Origin of the sequence: Kineococcus mangrovi (assembly GCF_041320705.1) — a bacterium.
In the GTDB taxonomy this organism is placed as follows: domain Bacteria; phylum Actinomycetota; class Actinomycetes; order Actinomycetales; family Kineococcaceae; genus Kineococcus; species Kineococcus mangrovi.
Genome location: NZ_JBGGTQ010000004.1, coordinates 184,859 through 205,410, shown reverse-complemented (window position 1 = coordinate 205,410; position 20,552 = coordinate 184,859). Strand labels below are relative to the sequence as shown.

The window sequence follows — 20,552 nt, the reverse complement described above, 5'->3', positions numbered from 1 at the left end:
TCACGAGCCACTCTCCGGATCGGGACGTGGACCGTCGTCCGGACGGTCCTGGGGGTGGTTCTCCGACGAGACCTGCGGTCCGTCGCTGCGGGCTGCGGCGGGCGCACCGGGTCTGGACGCGGGGGGGCTCTCGGGACGACGACCGCTGTCCGAGGACCCCGGGAGCTCGTGGGTCAGCAGGTCGCGGGCGACGTCGGCCCCCAACGTACGCGCCGAGGGCTCGTCGGCGACAGTCGCGAACGACCGGGTGCGGCGCACGAGGGCGCCGGCGGCGTCCTGGACGGCGACGTGCAGCACGTCACCGTCGGCGTAGGCCCCGACCGGTGCGGAGCAGCCGGCCTCCAGCGAGGCGAGCACCTGGCGCTCGGCGGCGACGGCGCGGCGGACGGCGGGGACGTCGATCCGGGCGAGCACCGCGCGCACCTCGTCGTCGTGGGCCCGGCACTCCACGGCGAGCGCGCCCTGGCCGGGCGCCGGGACGAACGTGCCGGGGGCGAAGAACTCGGTGACCTCGTCCGCGCGGCCGATGCGCGCCAGACCGGCCGCGGCGAGGACGACCGCGTCGAGCTCGCCGGAGGCGACGAAGCCCAGGCGGGTGTCGATGTTGCCGCGGATCGCGACGACCCGCAGGTCCGGTCGCAGCGCCGTGAGCAGCGCCTGGCGGCGCGGCGAGCCGGTGCCGACGCGGGCCCCGGCGGGCAGCTGCGCCAGCGTCCGGCCGGCGGAGGCCACGAGGGCGTCCCGCGCGTCCTCCCGCTCGGGGACGGCGGCCAGGGCGAGCCCGCCGGCGGGGGCCGTGGGCAGGTCCTTGAGGGAGTGCACGGCGAGGTCGACCTCGCCGGCGAGCAGCGCGTCGCGCAGGGCGGAGACGAAGACGCCCGTGCCGCCGATCTGGGCCAGGGGCGCGTGGTTGACGTCGCCGTGGGTCGTCACCTCGACGAGGTCGACCTCGGACCCGTTGCGGCGCAGCGCGTCGGCGACCCACGAGCTCTGGGTGGTGGCCAGGGCGCTGCGGCGGGTGCCGAGCCGGAGCGCACGCGTCACGACACGCGCCCCACGGCGTCGGCGACGGTCCCGGACAGCGGCGCGTCGCCGGGTAGGGCCGCGCCGCGCGAGCGGTCGGGCCCGACCTCGAGGTCGAACAGGGCGCGCAGGGCCGCGGCGTACCCGACCCCGCCGGGCGCCTCGGCGAGCTGCTTCACCCGCACCGTCGGGGTGTGCAGGAGCTTCTCGACGATGCGGTGGACCGTGCGGTCGACCTCGGCGCGGGCCGCGTCGTCGAGGTCGACGCGGCTGGTGAGCCGGCGCATCTCGGCGTCGACGACGTGCCGGGCCTGGGCGCGCAGCGCCACGACCGTGGGGGCGACGTCGGCCGCCCGCAGCGAGGCCGCGTGCGCGGCGACCTCCTCGGCGACGATGGCGCGCACGGAGCGGAGGTCGTCGGCGACCGCGGTGCTGGCGAGGTCGGCGCCCAGGGCCTCGAGGTCGGCCAGGTGCACCCCGCGCAGCGTCGCCACGTCGGGGGCGACGTCGCGCGGCAGGGCGAGGTCGGCGACGAACAGCGGCCGCTCCGGGCGGTCCAGCAGCGCGGAGGCGACGGTGGCCACGTCCAGGACGTGCCCGACGGCCCCCGTGCAGCTGGCGACGAGGTCGGCAGCGGCCACCTCGGCCCGCAGGTCGTCCAGGCCCACGGCCCGGCCGCCGATGGCCGCGGCCAGGCGCTGGGCGCGGTCCGGGGTGCGGTTGGCGACGACGACGTCGAGCCCGGCGCGGGCGAACGTCGTCGCGACGAGGGCGCTCATGGCACCGGCACCGACGACCAGGGCGCGCCGGCCCGCGAGCTCACCACCGAGGACGGCGGCGGCGCGGGTCGCCGCGGCGTCGACGAGGGAGGCGCCCGCGGCGTCCAGCCGGGTCTCGGAGTGGGCACGCTTGCCCACGCGCAACGCGTTCTGCAGCAGGCCGTCCAGCGTCCCGCCGGCCAGGCCCCGGTCGTGCAGGTCGCGCAGCGCGAGGCGGAGCTGGCCGAGGATCTGGCTCTCCCCCACGGCCATCGAGTCCAGCCCGCAGGCGACGCGGAAGAGGTGCTCGACCCCGGCGTCCTCGTAGTGGACGTAGAGCTGCTCACCGAGCTCGTCGACCCCCAGGCCGATGCGCCGGCACAGCGCGTCGCCGACGTCGGCGACCCCGCCGTGGAAGCGGGTGACGTCGCAGTAGATCTCGACGCGGTTGCAGGTCGACAGGACGAAGACCTCGTCGACGTGCGGGGAGGCCGTCAGCGAGGCCACGACCTCACCGGCGGCGGCCGCGTCGAAGCTGGCGCGCTCGAGCACGCCCAGGGACGCCGTCCGGTGGGACAGACCCACGACCATGAGGGCCACTCAGACCACCTCTCCGACACGTTCGGTCACGGGAGCTGCCACGGGGACGAGGGACGGCACGCGGGCGGCGCGCCGCTGGGCGTGGAAGGCGAGGATCTGCAGCTCCGAGGCGAGGTCGACCTTGCGCACGTCGACGCCGGCGGGCACGCGCAGCACGGTCGGGGCGAAGTTCAGGACGCTGCGCACCCCGGCGGCCACGAGCCTGTCGCAGACCGCCTGGGCGTGCTCACCGGGGACGGCCAGGACGCCCATCGTCCCGCCGGGGCGCACGACCTCGGGCAGCTGGGCCAGGGGCCGGACGCGGATGCCGCCCACGACCTCACCGACGACGTGCGCGCCGTCGTCGAAGAGTCCGACGACGCGGAACCCGCGGCTCGCGAAGCCGCCGTAACCGGCCAGGGCGTGCCCGAGGTTCCCGATGCCCACGATGACGACGTTCCAGGGGGTCGTCTGCCCGAGGTGGTCGGCGATCTGCCGGTGCAGCTCGGTGACGTCGTACCCGACACCGCGGGTGCCGTAGCTGCCGAGGTGGGACAGGTCCTTGCGGAGCTTGGCCGAGCCGACGCCGACGGCTTCGGCGAGCGCCTCGGAGGACACCGTCCGCAGGCCGGCCTCGGCCAGGACGGACAGGGCCCGCAGGTACTGGGGCAGCCGCGCCACGGTCGCTTCGGGGACGTCGACCGTCCCCACGTCGTCCTCGTCCACAGCGGTCAGACCAGCACCCTCGTACGCGTCGCTCGGGTCCCGGTGGAAGCCGGGACCCCTGGTCGTGCGCCAGCAGCCTAGGCTCTTGTGAAGCCACGCACAAAGTCGTGACGGGCCCGCGTGACGAGGACCACGCCCCCGCTGACCTGCACCTTCACAGGAAGGTGAGCCTCACCTCACCATCGGGGCGCGGGGCCGTCAGCGCCCCCGTCGCCACCACCGGCGACCCGCCAGCGCCTGCCGCAGCCGGTCGGCGTCCAGACGGCCGAAGTCCCGCTCGGCGCCGTCGACCAGCACGACCGGGACCTTGTCCGTGAACCGCCGCCGCAGCTCCGGGTCGGCGTCGACGTCGACCTCCTCCCAGCCGACCCCGGCCGCCGCGGCCACCGCGCGGACCACCTCGCGGCCGTCGTCGCACAGGTGGCAGCCGACCCGCGAGACGAGGACGACCCGCGCGCTCCCCGCACCCACTCGCTCTGCGTGGTCCATCGCTCACCCTTCTTGTCGGTGGGTCGTCCTACGATGCCGCAGTGCACCGCGACGACGCCTCCCGCCCCGCTCCCGCGGCCGGACCGGACGCGGCGTGCGACGCGGCGTTCTTCGACCTCGACAACACGATGGTCCACGGCGCCTCGCTGTTCTACTTCGCCCGCGGCCTGGCCGCGCGCGGCTTCTTCTCCCGCCGCGAGCTGCAGCGCTTCGGCCGGCGCGCCCTGCACTTCGCGCTGCGCGGGGAGAACCTCGGGCACCTCGGGGAGGTCCGCGAGCTCGCGCTCGCCTTCGTCGCCGGGCACTCCACGGCGGAGATCCGCCAGATCGGCGAGGAGGTCTACGACGAGCACCTGGAGGCCGAGGTGCGGGCCGGGTCGCGGGCGCTCGCCCGCCGGCACCTGGACGCCGGGACGCCCGTCTGGCTCGTCACCGCCGCCCCCGTCGAGCTCGCCGACGTCGTCGCCCGCCGCCTGGGCCTGACCGGCGCCCTCGGCACCGTCGCCGAGTCCGTCGACGGCACCTACACCGGCCGCCTCGTCGGCGAGCCGCTGCACGGGCAGGCCAAGGCCGACGCCGTGCGCGCCCTGGCCGAGGACCGCGGGTTCGACCTGACCCGCTGCGCGGCCTACTCCGACTCCGCCAACGACCTGCCCCTGCTCGGCCTCGTCGGCTCCCCCAGCGCCGTGAACCCCGACCGCGCGCTGCGCCGGCACGCCGTCGCCCACGGGTGGCCCGTCCACGAGTTCCGCTCCTGGCAGCACCTCGCCCGCTGGACGGTCCGCGCCGGGGGCCTGGCCGCGGGGGCCGTCGTCGTCGCCGGGCTGCTGCGCCGCCGCTGACCCGCAGGTGTGACGCACACCACGCGCCGGAACGCTCAGGTCGGCGGTCCGGGCGGACGAGACAGCGGCGTGCCCCGCCTGCGCGCCCTCGTCGCCACCGCCGGACCCAAGCTCGGGGCGGCCGCGGCCGTCACCGCCCTGGTGGCGGGTGCCGCCACCGCGGTGACCACCCTCGACACCCCCCGCGCCGCGGCCGCCGCGGCCCTGTGCGACCAGTACGCCAAAGCGACGACGGCGGACGGGAAGTACCGCATCCAGAACAACCGCTGGGGCACCGCGGAACCGCAGTGCGTCGAGCCCACCGCGACGGGGTTCCGCCTCACCCGCGCCGACGGGGCCGTGGCCACCGACGGCCCGCCCAAGAGCTACCCGTCGATCTACTGGGGCTGCCACTACGCCGACTGCACGCCGGGCTTCACCCCCGTGCCTGCGTCCGGCAGCACCTTCGGCTCCGTCCGCGCGAGCGTCGCCGTGACCTACCCCGCACCGGGTTCGGTGGCCGGTGAGTGGGACGCCGCCTACGACCTGTGGTTCGACCCGACGCCGCGCACCGACGGCCAGAACACCGGCGCGGAGGTCATGGTGTGGCTGGGCCACGCCGGCCGGCCGCAGCCCGTGGGCCGCAAGGTCGCCACCGTGGCGCTCGCGGGTGCGACCTGGGACGTCTGGTTCGGCAACACCGGGTGGAACGTCGTCTCCTACGTGCGGACCACCCGGACCTCCTCGCTGGACCTGCCCGTCAGCACCTTCTTCGACGACGCCCTCGCCCGCGGCTGGGTCCAGCGCTCGTGGTACCTCACGAGCGTCCAGGCCGGGTTCGAGCCGTGGACCGGCGGGGCGGGCCTGGCGGTGACGTCGTTCTCCGCGGGCACCGGCGCGGCGACCAGCCCCACCCCCACGGCGAACCCGACCCCCACGGCGAGCCCCACCCCGACCGTGACCCGCGCGAAGCGCCCGACCTCGGGGCGGCCCGTGTGCTCGGCCACCCCGCGGACCGACTCGGCCTGGGGCGCCGGCGCCGTGCAGACCGTCACGGTCACCAACGGCGCCCAGGCCCGCACGGGCTGGACGACGGTGGCGACGCTGCCCGCCGGTCAGACGGTGACGAACCTGTGGAACGGCACCTGGACGCAGTCGGGACGGACGCTGACGGTGGAGAACGCGTCCTGGAACGGCTCCCTCGCCGCGGGCGCGACCACGACGTTCGGCTACCAGCTCGCCGCGACGGGCAGCACCGCGACGCCGGCCGCGGTCACCTGCTCCTGACCTCACCCGTCCGGGTGGCCCACCTCGTCCCCGGTCACGGGGAGCGAGGTGGGCACCCATCCGAGGTGGTCAGCACCTCCGGGTGCGTCCCAACGGTGACACCTGGGGCAGCGAACGGGTGACCGCGTGACGAACCAGCCTCCACCCTCCCGACCCGCCTACACAGTCGTCCTGCTGATCACTCACAGGAGGCGCACGATCACATTGAGACGACTGGCCGCAGGCCTGGTCGCCACCCTGACCGTAGCGAGCGCGCTGCTCGCGCTACCGGGCGCCGCTCACGCCGCGCCCGGTCACGCGATGGTCGATGCGGCTGCCTGCTCGCGCAACAGCCTGCCGCGCAACGACGACGGGTCCGGACCCCGCGTCGACCTGCCCTTCGAGGTCAACTTCTACGGCCAGACCCACGACCACGTCTTCGTCAACAACAACGGCAACGTGACCTTCGACCAGGCCTTGTCGACCTTCACGCCGTTCGGCCTGAAGGACACCTCTCGTGCGATCATCGCCCCCTTCTTCGCCGACGTGGACACCCGGCCCACCGGCTCGGACGTCGTTCGCTACGGGTACGGGACCACCGTCTACGAGGGCCACGAAGCGTTCTGCGTCGACTGGCGCAACGTGGGGTACTACAACGGCAAGACGGACAAGCTGAACTCGTTCCAGCTGCTCCTGGTCGCCCGCCCCGACCAGGGGCGGGGCGCCTTCGACATCGTCTTCAACTACGACGGGGTCCAGTGGGAGACCGGGGACGCCAGCGGGGGCAGGAACGGCCTCGGGGGTACCCCCGCCCGGATCGGTTTCGCCAGCGGCCGTCCCGGCGGGACGTCGGAGCAGCCCTCCACCCGCCCCGGGACCGAACTCCCCGGGTCCGGGGAGTCGGGAGCCTTCCTGGACTCCTCGCCGAACGGCCTAGTCCACAGTTCACTGGGATCCTCGGTACCCGGCCGCTACGTCTTCAAGGTGCGCAACCAGGGCGTGGTGGCCGACAAGTACGTCGCTCTCGGCGACTCGTTCCAGTCCGGCGAGGGTTCCTACCTCTACGAGGACGGCACCGGCGCCTTCGGCGGTTGCCACCGCTCGACCCTGGCCTACCCGAAGGTGCTGGCGAGCACGACCGTTCGCCTCGACCTCGACTTCGAGGCGTGCTCGGGGGCGAAGATGGGCGACCTGGTCTCGACCTTCAAGTCCGAGAACCCGCAGATCGACTCCCTCGGGTACGACACCCGACTGGTCACCATCGGGATCGGCGGCAACGACCTGGACTTCTCCGGAACCCTCAAGAACTGCATCGTGCAGGGGCTGAACCCGTTGAACACGTTCGGTCCCAGCTGCCAGAAGAACTTCGGCGCGGACGTCGACAGGAACCTGACGAGCCTGGAGAAGGGCAAGCTCAGGACGGACCTGGTCAGCCTCTACCGCGTCGTGCGGGCCAAGGCGCCGTACGCCCGCGTCGTCGTGGTCAGCTACCCGCGCTTCTTCAACCAGTCGAACTTCCTGAACCAGAACTGCCAGTTCATCAGGGGGTCGGACCAGAAGTGGATCAACTCCAGCATCGACCGCGCCGACGCAGCGATCGGCAGGGCCGCACAGCAGGTGGGCTTCGAGCACGTCAACATGGCCGACGTCCTGACCCTGCAGGACGCCTGCGCCCCCGCGCCCGCCATCAACGGGATCCTCTTCACCGCGCAGCACAAGGGCGCGGACAACGAGTCCTTCCACCCCAACCCCCTCGGGCACGCCCGGATGGCCGCGCGCATCCAGTCGCAGCTGGCGACGATCACCCGGCCCACCTACGACATCCTCCCGGGGCAGACCGTGGTCCGGAAGTTCACCGTGTCGGGCAGGACGGTCTCCGTGAACGTCGCCTGGCCCGGGAGCGATGTCGAGACCACGCTCATCTCCCCCAGCGGGGTCCGGTACACGCGCTCGGAACCGCGCGAGGCCGACCACGCGAACGGTCCCACGTACGAGTACTTCACGGTCCCCGACGCCGAAGCCGGTGAGTGGACCATCTCCTCGTACGGCCTCGACGTGGCCCCCGAAGGAGAACCCGTCACGCTGTCCACGTACGAGGAAGAGGTCCTCGCACCGCTGCCGGTCGCGGTCGTCCGCACCTCCGGGACGGGTCGGACCCTCTCCTTCGACGGGACCGGCTCCAGCGTGGTGGGCGGGCGCGTCGTCCGCTACGAGTGGGACTTCGGCGACGGCACGACGGGTGAGGGTGCCACGGTGGAGCACACCTTCGCCGAACCCGGGCTGTACCAGGTCGCGCTGGTCGTGACGGACGACCGTGGGGGTGTGGGCTTCGGCGCCACCGAGGGTCCCGTCGCGGCCGAGGACGCGACCCCTATGCGACGCTCCGGCGTCGTGCGGTCCGCCTCGAACCTCACGATCACGAACAGCACCAGCCTCGTGGGCCCTGCCGCCGACGCGGTCGTCGACGGCGACTTCACGTGCGATTCGCGCGGTCACGTGGGCGGCGACGTCATCGCCACGGGCTCGGTCACGCTGACCAACGACTGCTCCGTCGACGGGTCGATCACCGCCGGGGGAACGGTGCGGATGGACTCCAACGTCCGGGTGGGTGGTGATGTGACCGCCAGCGGCCAGGTGACTGTGCAGTCGAGCGTGCGCGTCGGCGGCGACGTCGCCACCGCGGACACTCTGCAGGTCATGGACGGGCGGACCGTCGAGCAGCTGCGCTCGATCGGGTCGATCACCGGCGTCGTGACCGAACGGAAAGCACTACCGCCCGTCGTCGTCCCCCCCGTGGACGAGCTCGTGGCGGGCTCGGCCCCTGCAACCGACCTCAGCTGGGGTCAGTGGCTGAAGGCGACGGCACAGGCCAACCAGGCGCCGAGCTGGTCGCAGGGTCTGTCCGCGAACCCCGGCTGCACCTTGGCTTCGTGGTCCGCGGGTGGCAACGTCGTGTCCACGGCAGGCGCTACCCGGATCGACGCGACGAGGGCGGTGAGCGGGTGCTCGAGTGTGTCCCTCCAGGACCAGACCCTCCGCCTCGAGGGCGACCTGACCATCGTGGCGGAGGGCCTGACGTCGACGAACGGCCTGCGGGTCGTGTCGGCTGACGGAGCCGCTCACACCCTCCGGATCGTCGTCCCCGGAACCTTGGATGGCTGCGCGACCGGCAGGGACATCGCGCTGGTCGGCCCCACAACCGCCGACGACCAGGTGACGGTCCGTCTGGAGACCCCCGGGCGGGTCAGGCTCGACGGGCAGACGGACCTCAGGGGCGCCGTCGTCACCGGCTGCCTGAGCGCGACCGGCGCAGTGACCCTGCGGACGGTTTGACAACGCACCCGGTGGGTGCCTCGCACCCGAGGCCCCACCGGGTGCTCCACCCCTCACCCCGCACCACCGGGAGGACACCGATGGACGACACCGAGCCGGCACCCTCCGCGGGTCGCCGTCGGCCCTGGCTGACCCTGCTGGTCCTGATGGTGCTGTTTACGGTCGTCGCCTGGCTGCCGACCACGCTGGCCGTCCTGACGTTCTGCGGGTTCGACGGGTGCGAGCGCATCGACCCCTCTGCGCGGCCCCCCGCCATCAGTCTCGTCTACTGGGGCGTGGCATCGGCGCTCGTCGCGACCCCGGTGGCGATCACGGCGTGGACCCGGCGGGTGCCGCGGCTGCTCGTCGCGGGCGCGCTGGCCATCGCGGTCTTCGTCGCCGGCCTGGCGTGGGTCCAGGACGGTCAGGGCTCGCAGTTCACCTCGCCCCCGGCCAGCACCTCGCCTTGAGGTGCTGGCCGGAACGCACGAAGGGCGGCTCCCCCGCGGGGGAGCCGCCCTTCAGCGCATCACTTCTTGTTGCGACGCTGGTGACGCGTGCGGCGGAGCAGCTTGCGGTGCTTCTTCTTCGCCATGCGCTTGCGACGCTTCTTGATGACAGAGCCCAAGGGGTCCTCGCTCACTCGATACGACTGGTTGCGTGCCGGCGCCCCGGTGGACCGGCGCGCTGACGTGCCGCTCAGCGAGCGGCAGACCGTCGTCGAGTCTACCCGCCCGCGGGTCCGCGACGTGCCGCGCGGTGGCGCGCCCCCGTCTCAGGCGGTGTCGATGAACGACTGCCGCAGGTACTCGTGGACGGCGTCCTCGGGCACGCGGAAGGAGCGGCCGACCCGCACGGCGGGCAGCTCCCCGTTGTGCACCAGGCGGTACACCGTCATCTTCGACACGCGCATCATCGATGCGACCTCGGCCACGGTCAGGAACCGGACCTCGGACAGCGGGCGATCCTCAGGCATCCCCACAGCACCCTTCAGTTCGCGCGCCGTTTGCGCACCGTCCCCCGCGGACGGCCCGGTGGGGGCGCGTTCACTGACCACTGTAGGGGCAGGTGTGACGCGGGTGGAAGGTCTGCGTGTCTATGGAGTCACACAGAGTGACTTAGACAGCCTGTGACCAGGACTTACGCTCGGTAAAAACTCTCTGGGAGATCAGTCGAAGTCCGGGTCGAGCCCGTGCAAGGGGAACGCGGCCCGCCGCGTGGCCAGGATCGCGCGGTCCACGGCGTCGTCCGGGTCGTACCCCGACTCCCACCCCGTGAAGGTGGCGGGCTCACCGTCGGTCATCGTCGCGGGGGCCCGCCGGTCGAGGACCGCCTCCACGTGCGCGCGCCAGGACGCCGGCAGCGGCGTCGCCGGGTCCAGCGGCTGCTGGGACGCCTCCGCGACGAGGTGGGCCCACGTCCGCGGCACCACGTCCACGACCTCGTACCCCCCGCCTCCGAGGGCGAGCCAGCGGCCCCCGGACGCCTCGTGGGCGAGCGCGTGCATCGCCGCCGACGCCACCCGCTGGGCGTCGACGGAGACCGCCAGGTGACCCAGCGGGTCCAGGGCGTGGGTGTCGCAGCCGTGCTGGGTGACGAGCACGTCGGGCGCGAAGGCGCGCACGAGCTGCGGGACCACGGCGTGCACGGCCCGCAGCCAGCCCGCGTCCCCCGTCCCGGCCGGCAGCGCGAGGTTCACGGCGCCGCCCAGCGCGTCGGGCCCGCCGAGCTCGTCGGCGAACCCCGTGCCCGGGAAGAGGGTCGTCCCGGACTCGTGGACGCTGAGCGTCAGCACGCGCGGGTCGTCCCAGAAGACGGCCTCGGTGCCGTCGCCGTGGTGGCAGTCCAGGTCGACGTAGACGACGCGCTCGGCCCCCTCGCGCAGCATCGCGACGATGGCGGCGGCGGCGTCGTTGTAGACGCAGAACCCGCTGGCGCAGCCCGGTTTCGCGTGGTGCATGCCACCGCAGAAGTTCACGCCGTGCAGGGTCCGGCCCGCGACGAGAGCACGGCCGAGGTCGACGGACCCGCCGACGATGCGGGCGGCGGCCTCGTGCATCCCCGGGAAGGCCGGGTCGTCCTCGGTGCCGAGGCCGAAGACCGGCTGGGCCCGCCGCGGGTCGGCCGACGCGGCCTTGACCGCGTCGACGTACGCGCGGTCGTGGACGGAGAGCAGCAGCTCGTCGTCCGCGGGTTCGGCGCCGACCACCTTCACCCCGGGCCGGTCGAACAGGCCCAGGTCCGCGCACAGCCGGGCCGTCAGGTCGAGCCGGACGGGGGCCATCGGGTGCCACCGGCCGAAGTCGTAGCGCGTGAACGCCTGGTCCCAGACGACGCGCACCTCGTCCCTGCCCGCCGCGTCCCCCGCGACGCCCCCCACGGCTCAGCCCCCCGACAGCTGGTGGGAGCGGGCCGCGGCGGCCTCCACCGCGGAGACCAGCGCGGCCCGCACACCGGAGTCGTCGAGCTGGCGCAGCGCGGCGGCCGTCGTGCCCGCCGGGGACGTCACCTGCTCGCGCAGCACGGTCGGGTGCTGACCGGTCTCGCGCAGCATCGCCCCGGCCCCGACGACGGTCTGGACCACGAGCTCGGTCGCGGTGGCGCGCGGCAGGCCCAGCAGGACCCCCGCCTCGACCATCGCCTCCACCACGTAGAAGACGTAGGCGGGACCGGACCCGGACAGCGCGGTGACGGCGTCGAGGTGCTTCTCGGCCAGGACGACCGTGCGACCGCAGGAGCGCAGCAGGTCCTCGGCCTCGGCCAGCTGCGCGTCGGCGCACGAGGACCCGGCCGCGAGCGCCGCCATCCCCTCGTCGACGAGGGAGGGCGTGTTCGGCATGACCCGCACGACGGACGTCCCGGCCGGGAGCCGGGCCTCGACGGCCGCGGTCGTGACCCCGGCAGCGAGGGAGACGACGAGCGCGTCGGGGTCCAGGTGCGGGGCCAGGGAGTCCAGCAGCGCGGGCAGGTCCTGCGGCTTGACGGCCAGCAGCACCGTCCGCGCGCCCCGGACCGCGGCGACGTCGCCCGTCACGCGGACGCCGAAGCGCTCGTGCAGCTCACGGCCGCGGCCGGCCCGGCGGTCCACGACGAGCACGTCGTCCGCGGACCGTCCCGCGCGCAGCAGACCCCCGAGCAGGGTCTGGCCCATCACCCCCGCACCGACCAGCGCCAGCGTCACGCGCGTCCCCCCTCGTCCGTCCGGACCCTCGTCCCGCCGCGCCCGGTCACGCCGTGACCTCCGGCGTCCGCGCGAGGTGCTCGCGCGCGAAGGCCAGCGTGCGGGCCAGCGACTCCTCCCGCGCGGCCCGGCCGCGGGCCCGCCGGGTGTTGACCTCGGCGACGACCGTGCCGCCGAACCCGCTGCGGGCCAGTTCGGCCAGGGCGGCGGCCACGGGCTGGGTGCCGTCGCCGGGCACGAGGTGCTCGTCCTTGGCCGAACCGGTGCCGTCGCACAGGTGCACGTGGGCGAGCCGGGCGCCGAAGGCGCGCGTCAGCTCCAGGCAGTCCTGCCCGGACGTCGCGGCGTGGGAGTAGTCCAGCGTGAGGTGGCGGTACCCGAGGCCGGTCGGGTCCCAGCCGGGGGCGTAGGCGACGAGCTCCCGGCCGCGGGCGCGCCAGGGGAACATGTTCTCCACGGCCATCGTCACGCCCGTGCGCGCCTCGAGCGCCTCGATCCCGGCGACGAAACCGGTGGCGTACTCGCGCTGCCAGCGGAAGGGCGGGTGCACGACCACGGTGCCCGCCCCCAGGGTCGCGGCCAGCTCCGCGGAGCGCTCGAGCTTGCCCCACGGGTCCCCGCGGCCCCACGTGCGCTGCGTCAGCAGCAGCGTCGGGGCGTGCACCGACAGGACGGGCACGTCGAAGTGCTCGGCGAGGCGGCGCAGCGCGGTCGCGTCCTGGCTGACGGGGTCGGTCCACACGAGGACCTCGACGCCGTCGTAGCCCAGGCGCGCGGCGATCTCGAACGCGGCCGTCGTCGACTCCGGGTAGGAGCACGTCGTCGACAGACCCACCCGGATCGGGCCCTCGGGCAGGTTCCCGGCAGCCGGGGACGTCGCTTCCACGGCGCCCACGCTAGTTCCCCGCACCGACCACGCCGTGGTCGCCGTCCACAGCCCCCGCGGTGATGGCGTCCAGGCGGCGCAGGATGACGCCCTCGCGCAACGCCCAGGGGCACACGAGCGCCTCCTCGACGCCGAGGAGCTCGAAGGCGGCCTCGGCCACGAGGGCGCCGGCGAGCACCTGCCCCGCGCGCTCGGCGCTGACACCCGGCAGCTCGGCCCGCCGGCGGGCGCTCATGCCCGCCAGCTCCGGCACCCAGGCCGCCAGGTCGTCGCGGCGCAGGACGCGGCGGACCGACGGGCCCTCCGCCGCGGGGGCCGCGCCGGTGAGCCGGGCGAGGCTGCGGAAGGTCTTGGACGTCACCACGACGCGGTCGGGGGCGCCCGCGCGGGCCACGTCGCGCACGCGGGCCGCGACCTGCTGGCGCACCGAGCGGCGCACCTCCCGGACGGCCTCGGGCGGGGGCGGGTCGCCGGCGAGGCGGTCGCGGGTGAGCCGGCCGGCGCCCAGCGGCAGGGAGAAGGACACGTCGGGCGCCTCGTCCAGGCCCGTGGCCACCTCGAGGGACCCGCCGCCGATGTCGAGCACGAGCAACCGGCCCGCCGACCACCCGAACCAGCGGCGCACGGCGAGGAACGTCAGGTCGGCCTCGGCGGTGCCGGGCAACACCTGCAACCGCACACCCGTGGCCCGCTCGACGTGGTCGAGGACGTCCTCGCCGTTGACGGCCTCGCGCACCGCCGACGTGGCGAAGGCGAGCATCTCGGTGACGCCCGCGTCCTCGGCCGCGGCGGCCGCCGCCGCGACGGCGTCGGTGAGCGCTGCGACCCCGGCGTCGTCGACGGCGCCGGCGGGGGTCAGGTGCTCGGCCAGGCGCAGCAGCCGGCGGGTCGAGTGCGCCGGCAGCGGGTGGGCCCCGGGGTGGGCGTCGACGATCAGCAGGTGGACGGTGTTGCTGCCCACGTCCAGGACACCCAAGCGCACGCGGCGACCCTAGTGGACGGCGGCGGGTGGTCCGGGCCCCGCAGGACCCGCCTACGCTGCAGCGGTGGACGTCGAGACCCCGCTGGACACGGCCCGCCTGTGGCTGGAGTTCCCCGACCCGCAGGACGTGGCGGCCGCGACCGGTCCCGAGGACCAGCCGGACACGGTGTACCGCGTCGACCTGACCTGGCTCACGAGCGACTACACGTGCATCTTCGGCGACGGCTGCCCGGGGATCTACGCCGACCGGCCCGACGTCGGCTGCTGCGCGCTGGGGGCGCACTTCACGGAGGCGGCGGACGAGGAGCGCGTCGCGGAGGTCGTCCGGCGGCTGACGCCGGAGGTGTGGCAGTTCCACGACGAGGCCCGCGCGGGCGGCTGGACGGAGGTCGAGGACGGCGAGCGCAAGACGCGCGTGCACGAGGGCGGCTGCATCCTCGCCAACCGGCCGGGGTTCCCCGCCGGGGCGGGGTGCGCGCTGCACCTGCAGGCCCTGCGCGAGGGCGTCGACCCGCTGACCCACAAGCCCGACGTCTGCTGGCAGCTGCCGCTGAAGCGCTCCTACCGGACCGTCACCCGCGGGGACGGCTCGACGTACCTGGAGGTCAGCATCGCCGAGTACGACCGGCGCGGCTGGGGCGAGGGCGGGCACGACCTCGACTGGTACTGCACCGGCAACCCCGCCGCGCACGTCGGGGAACGACCCGTGTTCCTCAGCTGCGAGAACGAGCTGCGCGAGATGATCGGCGACGCGCCCTACGAGGAGCTGGCCCGGCACTGCGAGGCGCTCGTGAAGCGGACGCGGGCGGGGTCGGCGCACCGGCGGCTGCTGCCGCTGACCGTGCACCCGGCCGACCACCGCCGGTGAGCGGGGTCGTCCCCAGCCCGAACATCTGGGACTCCCCCGACGTCTACGAGCTGGAGAACCTCGCCGTCGACCGCGGCGGCCTCCTCGAGGGCGCCATGCGCGCGATCCACGACTGGGCGGGTCTGGACGTCCTCGACGTCGGCTGCGGCGCGGGCTTCCACCTGCCCCGGTTCGCGGCGACGGCACGCTCGGTGACCGGGGTGGAACCGCACCCCCCGCTCGTGGAGCGGGCCCGCCGGCGCACCGGGGGGACGCCGGGGGTGCGCGTGCTGCGGGGGGAGGCGGGCGCGCTGCCGCTGCCGGACGCGAGCGTCGACGTGGTGCACGCCCGGTGGGCCTACTTCTTCGGCCCCGGCTGCGAACCGGGCCTGGCCGAGCTGGACCGCGTCGTGCGCCGGGGCGGGCGGGCGTTCGTCGTCGACAACGACGCCACCCGCTCGACGGTCGGCCGCTGGTTCGCGACGTCGCTGCCCTCGTACGACCCGGTCGCCGTCGACCGGTTCTTCGCCCGCCGCGGCTGGGCGGTCGAACGGCTCGACGTCGCGTGGGAGTTCGACTCCCGGGCCGACCTCGAGGCCGTCGTGCGCGTCGAGTTCGCCCCCCGGCTGGCCGAGGCGTTCCTCGCGAGCCACGCCGGGACGCGGGTGGACTACGCCGTCGTGCTGCGCCACAAGGGGTTCTGAGCCCCACCCCGAGCCGCCTGCCGGGCCAGGTGCTCGCGGGCCGCCGCCTCCGGCAGCGGCCGCGCGAAGTGGTAGCCCTGCCCCCACGTGCAGCCGGCCCGCGCGACGAGCCGGGCGACCTGGTCGGTCTCGATGCCCTCGGCCACCGTCGTCAGCCCCAGCCCGGTGGCCAGCGCCGCGATGCCGGACAGCACGGCGACCCCCTGCTCGTCGGCGACGTCGTCGAGGAACGACTTGTCGATCTTCAGCTTGTCGACGGGCAGCCGGCGCAGGTAGGACAACGAGGAGTACCCCGTCCCGAAGTCGTCCAGCGCCGTCCGGACCCCCAGCGACCGCAGGCGCAGCAGCGTCTCGCGCGCGGCGGACAGGTCCTCGACCACGGCGCTCTCGGTGACCTCCAGGCACAGCGCGGACGGGGCCGCGCCGTGCCGGGCCAGGGTGTCGGCCACGAGGGGGACGAGGTCGGGCTGCAGCAGCTGGTGGCCCGAGAGGTTCACGCTGACCAGCACCCCGGCCCCCGCGGCGGCGTGGAGCCGGGAGACGGCGCCCAGGGCCTCGTCGAGCACGAACGCCCCGAGGTCCCCGATCGTGCCGGACTCCTCCGCCAGGGGCACGAAGACGTCCGGCGGCACGGCGCCGCGGCGCGGGTGCTGCCAGCGGACGAGGGCCTCCACCCCCACCGTGGACCCCGCGGCGAGGTCGACGAGGGGTTGGTAGACGACGTCCAGCTGCCCCGCGGCGACGGCCTGGCGCAGGTCGGCGGCGAGCTCGGCACGCTCGTGCCGGGCGTCGAGCAGGCCGCGCGAGAACGGGACCACGCGGTCGCCGCCGGCGGCCTTGGCCGCGGACAGGGCGACGTCGGCGTGCTGGAACAGCGCACGGACCCGGTCCTGCGCGTCGTCGGCCGCGCCCGCCGCGCCCGCCGCGCCCGGCGGCGAGAGCGCCGTCCCGGCGCCCGCGGTCACGACGACGGACCGCCCGCCCACGGCGACCGGTTCGCGGACGGCGCGCACGCACCGCTGCGCGAGGACGGCGACGGCCTGCCCGACGGCCCGCTCCTCCCCCCTCACGAGCAGGGCGAACTCGTCGCCGTCGAGACGGGCGACGACCGCGTCCCCGCCGGCCACCTGCGTGAGCCGTTCGGCGGTGCGCCGCACGACGTCGTCACCGGCGGAGTGACCCACCCGGTCGTTGACGGCCTTCAGCCCGTCCAGCCCCAGCAGCACCAGCCCGCAGGTCGTCCCGGCCCCGGCGGCGAGGGACTCGAACAGGCTGCGCCGGTTGGGCAGACCGGTGAGCCGGTCGTGGCTGGCCGTGAAGCGCAGCGCCTCCAGCGCGCGCCGCTCGTCGGTGGAGTCGACGCAGTTCCAGATGACCCCCCGCACGCCGCGCTCGTGCCGGGCGTCGCTGAACCGCACCCGGACCCAGCGCACCTCCCCCGTGGCGCGCACGAGGTAGCGGTGCTCGGTGTCGACGGGACCGGCGCCCGGCAGGCACGCCTGCCGCAGGAGCTCGCGCGCGCGGTCGCGGTCGTCGGGGTGGACCCAGGCGAAGGCGTCGAGCCCCAGCAGCGCCCACCGGTCGAGGTTCCAGCGACGGCTGAAGGAGGGGCTGAGGAAGGCGATGGTGCCCTCGAGGTCGGTCACCAGCACCTCGTCGGCGGCCTGCCGGGCCAGCGCCTCGTAGCTGGGCGAGACGACGGGCAGCCCCATCCGGCGCAGCCGCTCCCCGAGCCGGAGCAGGGGCCGGCCGTTCACGAGGCCGCTGCCGCGGAGGGGGCGGCGGGGACGACGACGACGGTGTCCCGCCCGGCCGTCTTGGCCGCGTAGACGGCCTCGTCGGCGGCGGCGAGCGCCGCCGCCCAGTCCCCGCGGGCGGCGCCGACGCTCACCGTCACCACCCCGCCGCGGGGGTGGGGCAGGCGGCGCTCGCGCACGGCGGTGCGCACTCGTTCCGCGGCCACGTGCACGTCGACCTCCTCCGGGTCGTCCCCGACGGCACCGTCGAGCACCACGACGAACTCCTCCCCGCCGAAGCGCGCCACCACGTCCGTGGGACGGCACGCCGAGGCCAGGGCGTCCGCCACCAGCGTGAGGCACCGGTCCCCCTCGAGGTGGCCGAACCGGTCGTTCAGCTCCTTGAAGTGGTCGACGTCGACGAGCAGGACGCCCCCGCGGCCCGCGCTGCGCGGGTGCGCCGCGACGTGCTCGAGCAGCCCGCGCCGGTTGAGCAGGCCCGTCAGCTCGTCGCGGACGGCGGCCCGGGCCAGCGCCGCGATGAGCTCCTCGCGCTCGGCGGCGAGCCGGCGCTCGCGCCGCTCGGCGAGGAAGCGCGCCCGTTCGCTCTCCTCGAGGGTGCCGGCCAGGACGAGCCCGAACAGGCCGCTGACGGCGACCGCGAGCAGCGCGGTGGTCTGGATCGCGACGGGGTCGGACCCCACGTACCACTGACCGCACCCGAACGCGGCGACCATCGTCACCAGTACGCCCGCCGCTCCCCGCACGTCGTTGCGCAGCAGCGTGCCGAAGAACACGACGACGACGAGGGCACCGGCGAAGTAGGCCCCGCCGAGGGCCTCGGGCGCGCTGCGCTGGAGCACGGCGAGGGTCCCGACGACGAGCGAGGCGGCGCCGGCGACCAGGGGCACGTCGATCCGGGACCCGGGGCGTGCCGCGATCCACCACCTGCGCAGCCCCAGCCCCGCGAGGGTGAGGGGCGTCACCAGTCCCAGGCGCAGCCACAGGGACAGCTCGAGCACCTGCGGGGCCAGCACGAGGTCGAGGAGGACGTAGAAGTCGAAGAAGACGAGGCCGAGCAGGGCCGTCGGGACGAACCACCGCGACCGCGACGCGTTGCGGGCCACCTGGAACTCCCGCTCCAGGGGCGCCTCGAAGGGCCGGGACAGCAGGCTGCCTGCTCGGCGCGGTCGGCTCACGGTGGAGGTGTCGGCGGTCCGCGGCGGCTTCCGGAGCCCGCTCACCCGCGCGGCGTAGACGACCCGGCGCGGCGCGCGCGGCACCTGGGTCGCCCCCGGGGGGTCCGAGCGTGGATGATGGAGGCATGAGCGCGCACGCCACCCCGCCGGTCCAGCACGAGGAGCAGCGGGCCCTGAACCCCGTCAGGTGGCCCAAGCCCAACGCCGGCACGGTCGCGGCGCTGGCGATCTGGGTCGTCGGCCTCGTCCTGTCCGGCGTCGTGCCGCTGCTGCTGCTGGGGTCGGACCCGTACGAGGCGGCCCCCGGCGGCCGGATCGCGGTGGGTCTGACGTTCACCCTCGTCGGCGCCCTCGTCATGGTGTTCTCGGCCTACCTGCTGTACCGCAAGAGCGGCAGCATCGGCGCGGCCATCCTCGCCTTCGTGCCCAGCTTCGTCATGGCCACGCTCGGCATCCTCATGACGACCATGAAGGTCCTCTACGGCACCTGACCGGCGAGCGACCGGTGACCTCCGCTCCGTCCCGACCCCCGCACCGGCCCCGGTGCGGGGGTCGTGTCGTACCCGGCCCCTACCGTGCAGCACGTGCCCGCCAAGAGCTCCGCCCGCCCGTCCGCGAAGTCCCGCCCCGCCTACAAGTGCGCCGAGTGCGGCTGGACGACGGCCAAGTGGGTCGGCCGCTGCGGGGAGTGCCAGGCGTGGGGCACGGTCGAGGAGGTCGGGACGGCGCCGGTGCGCACGACGGTCGCCGCCCCCGTGCGCGAACCGGCCCGGCCCATCGCCGAGGTCGACGTCGAGGCCGCGCGCGCGACGCCGACGGGGGTCGAGGAGTTCGACCGCGTCCTCGGCGGCGGGCTGGTGCCCGGGGCGGTCGTCCTCATGGCGGGCGAGCCGGGCGTGGGCAAGTCGACGCTGCTGCTCGACGCCGCCTCCCGCGCGGCCGCGACGGGCCGCACGGTGCTCTACGTGACGGCCGAGGAGTCCGCGGCGCAGGTCCGGCTGCGGGCCGAGCGGATCGGGGCGCTGCGACCCCGGCTGCTGCTGGCCTCGGAGACGGACCTGGCGACGGTGCTGGGCCACGTCGAGCGCTCGGACCCGGACCTGCTGATCGTCGACTCGGTGCAGACGGTCGCCTCGGGCGAGGTCGACGGGGCGGCCGGCGGGGTCTCGCAGGTGCGGGAGGTCGCCGGTGCGCTCATCGGGGTGGCCAAGCGGCGGGCGCTGGCGACGCTGCTCGTGGGCCACGTGACCAAGGACGGCTCGATCGCGGGCCCGCGGACCCTGGAGCACCTCGTCGACGTCGTGTGCCAGTTCGAGGGCGAGCGGCACTCCCGGCTGCGGCTGCTGCGCGCGGTGAAGAACCGGTACGGCCCCACCGACGAGGTCGGCTGCTTCGACCTGGGCGAGGACGGCATCGTGGGCCTGCCCGACCCGAGCGGGCTGTTCGTCTCCGGCACACCGGAACCGGTGGCGGGCACGTGCGTGACGGTGACGCTGGAGGGGCGCCGGCCGCTGCTGGCGGAGCTGCAGTCGCTGGTGTCCACCGACACCACGCCCGGCAACGCCCGCCGCGTCACCAGCGGGCTGGAGTCGAGCCGGATGGCCATGGTCCTGGCCGTGGTGCAGCGCCGCCTCGGCGTCGCGCTCGGCAACCGCGACACCTTCGTCGCCACCGTCGGCGGGGTGAAGCTGACGGAACCGTCGGTGGACCTGGCCGTGGCGCTGGCCGTGGCGAGCGCCGCGAAGGACCGGCCGATCTCCGCGGGCACCATCGCCCTCGGCGAGGTCGGGCTGGCCGGGGAGGTGCGCCGGGTGACGGGGGTCCCCCGGCGGCTCAGCGAGGCCGCGCGGTTGGGCTTCACCACGGCGATCGTCCCGAAGGGGTCGCTGGGCGACGGCGCCGCGCCGGCCGGGTTGCGGGTCCACGAGGTCGAGACGCTGTTCGACGCCTGCGTGGCCGCCCGGCTCGTGAGCCCGTGAAGTGCGCTCGTAAAACCTCTTCCCGCGGGGTGGGCCGTGTCCGGCGGGTCGCACCGCTAGACTC

20 protein-coding genes are annotated in these 20,552 nt (G+C 74.9%); 8 read left to right on the top strand and 12 right to left on the bottom strand.

Features of this window, described 5'->3' with window-relative positions; all coding sequences use genetic code 11:
- From hemC to AB2L28_RS09815, 4 genes are all read right to left on the bottom strand, one after another.
- Positions 1–1,044 (bottom strand): hydroxymethylbilane synthase, encoded by a 1,044-nt coding sequence (gene hemC, locus AB2L28_RS09830; RefSeq protein WP_370718578.1) that lies wholly within the window; start codon positions 1,042–1,044, stop codon positions 1–3.
- Entirely contained in the window at positions 1,041–2,381 is a 1,341-nt protein-coding gene (locus tag AB2L28_RS09825; protein WP_442490334.1) for a glutamyl-tRNA reductase, read from the bottom strand. The genes hemC and AB2L28_RS09825 overlap by 4 nt, the downstream gene beginning before the upstream one ends.
- Positions 2,382–3,086 carry a redox-sensing transcriptional repressor Rex gene (locus tag AB2L28_RS09820; protein ID WP_370718577.1) on the bottom strand — a complete coding sequence of 235 codons (705 nt, stop codon included), beginning with the start codon at positions 3,084–3,086 and terminating at the stop codon, positions 2,382–2,384.
- 198 nt (positions 3,087–3,284) lie between these two features.
- A complete protein-coding gene (locus AB2L28_RS09815; protein WP_370718576.1) occupies positions 3,285–3,575 on the bottom strand; it encodes a glutaredoxin family protein in 291 nt (96 codons plus the stop codon).
- A 41-nt stretch (positions 3,576–3,616) separates the two neighbouring features.
- Here AB2L28_RS09815 and AB2L28_RS09810 point away from each other — a divergent pair, with 41 nt between their 5' ends.
- The 4 genes from AB2L28_RS09810 to AB2L28_RS09795 all read left to right on the top strand — a co-directional run bounded on the left by AB2L28_RS09810 (position 3,617) and on the right by AB2L28_RS09795 (position 9,444).
- The gene (locus AB2L28_RS09810; protein ID WP_370718575.1) at positions 3,617–4,417 is read left to right on the top strand and encodes an HAD family hydrolase; all 801 of its coding nucleotides are present in this window, start codon (positions 3,617–3,619) and stop codon (positions 4,415–4,417) included.
- A 69-nt stretch (positions 4,418–4,486) separates the two neighbouring features.
- Entirely contained in the window at positions 4,487–5,683 is a 1,197-nt protein-coding gene (locus tag AB2L28_RS09805) for a GH12 family glycosyl hydrolase domain-containing protein (protein ID WP_370718574.1), read from the top strand.
- Between the two features lie 300 nt (positions 5,684–5,983).
- Positions 5,984–8,995 carry a nidogen-like domain-containing protein gene (locus tag AB2L28_RS09800; protein ID WP_370718573.1) on the top strand — a complete coding sequence of 1,004 codons (3,012 nt, stop codon included), beginning with the start codon at positions 5,984–5,986 and terminating at the stop codon, positions 8,993–8,995.
- Positions 8,996–9,075: 80 nt separating this feature from the next.
- On the top strand, positions 9,076–9,444 hold the full coding sequence (locus tag AB2L28_RS09795; protein ID WP_370718572.1) for a hypothetical protein: 369 nt from the start codon (positions 9,076–9,078) through the stop codon (positions 9,442–9,444).
- Between the two features lie 59 nt (positions 9,445–9,503).
- Here the strand turns inward: AB2L28_RS09795 and AB2L28_RS09790 are convergent, their stop codons facing one another.
- From AB2L28_RS09790 to AB2L28_RS09765, 6 genes are all read right to left on the bottom strand, one after another.
- A complete protein-coding gene (locus AB2L28_RS09790) occupies positions 9,504–9,602 on the bottom strand; it encodes a 30S ribosomal protein bS22 (protein ID WP_012085056.1) in 99 nt (32 codons plus the stop codon).
- Between the two features lie 147 nt (positions 9,603–9,749).
- The gene (locus AB2L28_RS09785) at positions 9,750–9,950 is read right to left on the bottom strand and encodes a helix-turn-helix domain-containing protein (RefSeq protein ID WP_106210166.1); all 201 of its coding nucleotides are present in this window, start codon (positions 9,948–9,950) and stop codon (positions 9,750–9,752) included.
- Between the two features lie 192 nt (positions 9,951–10,142).
- On the bottom strand, positions 10,143–11,258 hold the full coding sequence (locus AB2L28_RS09780) for an acetoin utilization protein AcuC (RefSeq protein ID WP_370718836.1): 1,116 nt from the start codon (positions 11,256–11,258) through the stop codon (positions 10,143–10,145).
- Between the two features lie 99 nt (positions 11,259–11,357).
- On the bottom strand, positions 11,358–12,155 hold the full coding sequence (gene proC / locus AB2L28_RS09775; RefSeq protein ID WP_370718571.1) for a pyrroline-5-carboxylate reductase: 798 nt from the start codon (positions 12,153–12,155) through the stop codon (positions 11,358–11,360).
- Between the two features lie 46 nt (positions 12,156–12,201).
- Positions 12,202–13,041 (bottom strand): sugar phosphate isomerase/epimerase family protein, encoded by an 840-nt coding sequence (locus AB2L28_RS09770; RefSeq protein ID WP_370718570.1) that lies wholly within the window; start codon positions 13,039–13,041, stop codon positions 12,202–12,204.
- A 10-nt stretch (positions 13,042–13,051) separates the two neighbouring features.
- Positions 13,052–14,023, bottom strand: coding sequence for a Ppx/GppA family phosphatase (locus tag AB2L28_RS09765; protein WP_370718569.1), 972 nt, complete (start codon positions 14,021–14,023; stop codon positions 13,052–13,054).
- Between the two features lie 64 nt (positions 14,024–14,087).
- Between AB2L28_RS09765 and AB2L28_RS09760 the strand changes: the two genes are divergently transcribed.
- Entirely contained in the window at positions 14,088–14,891 is an 804-nt protein-coding gene (locus AB2L28_RS09760) for a DUF3109 family protein (protein WP_370718568.1), read from the top strand.
- Entirely contained in the window at positions 14,888–15,574 is a 687-nt protein-coding gene (locus AB2L28_RS09755; RefSeq protein ID WP_370718567.1) for a class I SAM-dependent methyltransferase, read from the top strand. Before AB2L28_RS09760 ends, AB2L28_RS09755 begins: the two co-directional genes overlap by 4 nt.
- Here the strand turns inward: AB2L28_RS09755 and AB2L28_RS09750 are convergent.
- Together AB2L28_RS09750 and AB2L28_RS09745 are read right to left on the bottom strand one after the other, a co-directional pair.
- A complete protein-coding gene (locus AB2L28_RS09750) occupies positions 15,541–17,331 on the bottom strand; it encodes a putative bifunctional diguanylate cyclase/phosphodiesterase (RefSeq protein WP_370718566.1) in 1,791 nt (596 codons plus the stop codon). The two genes, AB2L28_RS09755 and AB2L28_RS09750, sit on opposite strands and share 34 nt — an antisense overlap.
- Positions 17,328–18,554: a GGDEF domain-containing protein gene (locus AB2L28_RS09745; protein ID WP_370718565.1), complete on the bottom strand. Its 1,227-nt coding sequence runs from the start codon at positions 18,552–18,554 to the stop codon at positions 17,328–17,330. The genes AB2L28_RS09750 and AB2L28_RS09745 overlap by 4 nt, the downstream gene beginning before the upstream one ends.
- Positions 18,555–18,634: 80 nt before the next feature.
- On the opposite strand from AB2L28_RS09745, the gene AB2L28_RS09740 reads away from it, so the two are divergent.
- Both AB2L28_RS09740 and radA read left to right on the top strand, forming a co-directional pair.
- Positions 18,635–19,000 (top strand): hypothetical protein, encoded by a 366-nt coding sequence (locus tag AB2L28_RS09740; RefSeq protein ID WP_370718564.1) that lies wholly within the window; start codon positions 18,635–18,637, stop codon positions 18,998–19,000.
- A 93-nt stretch (positions 19,001–19,093) separates the two neighbouring features.
- A complete protein-coding gene (gene radA / locus AB2L28_RS09735; RefSeq protein WP_370718563.1) occupies positions 19,094–20,488 on the top strand; it encodes a DNA repair protein RadA in 1,395 nt (464 codons plus the stop codon).
- Positions 20,489–20,552: the final 64 nt, after the last annotated feature.

Coding starts and splice junctions, on each gene's coding strand:
- AB2L28_RS09815 (WP_370718576.1), bottom strand. CDS start 3,575: ATGGACCACGCAGAGCGAGTGGGTGCGGGGAGCGCGCGGGTCGTCCTC.
- AB2L28_RS09785 (WP_106210166.1), bottom strand. CDS start 9,950: ATGCCTGAGGATCGCCCGCTGTCCGAGGTCCGGTTCCTGACCGTGGCC.
- AB2L28_RS09800 (WP_370718573.1), top strand. CDS start 5,984: ATGGTCGATGCGGCTGCCTGCTCGCGCAACAGCCTGCCGCGCAACGAC.
- AB2L28_RS09780 (WP_370718836.1), bottom strand. CDS start 11,258: ATGGCCCCCGTCCGGCTCGACCTGACGGCCCGGCTGTGCGCGGACCTG.
- AB2L28_RS09795 (WP_370718572.1), top strand. CDS start 9,076: ATGGACGACACCGAGCCGGCACCCTCCGCGGGTCGCCGTCGGCCCTGG.
- AB2L28_RS09740 (WP_370718564.1), top strand. CDS start 18,635: ATGAGCGCGCACGCCACCCCGCCGGTCCAGCACGAGGAGCAGCGGGCC.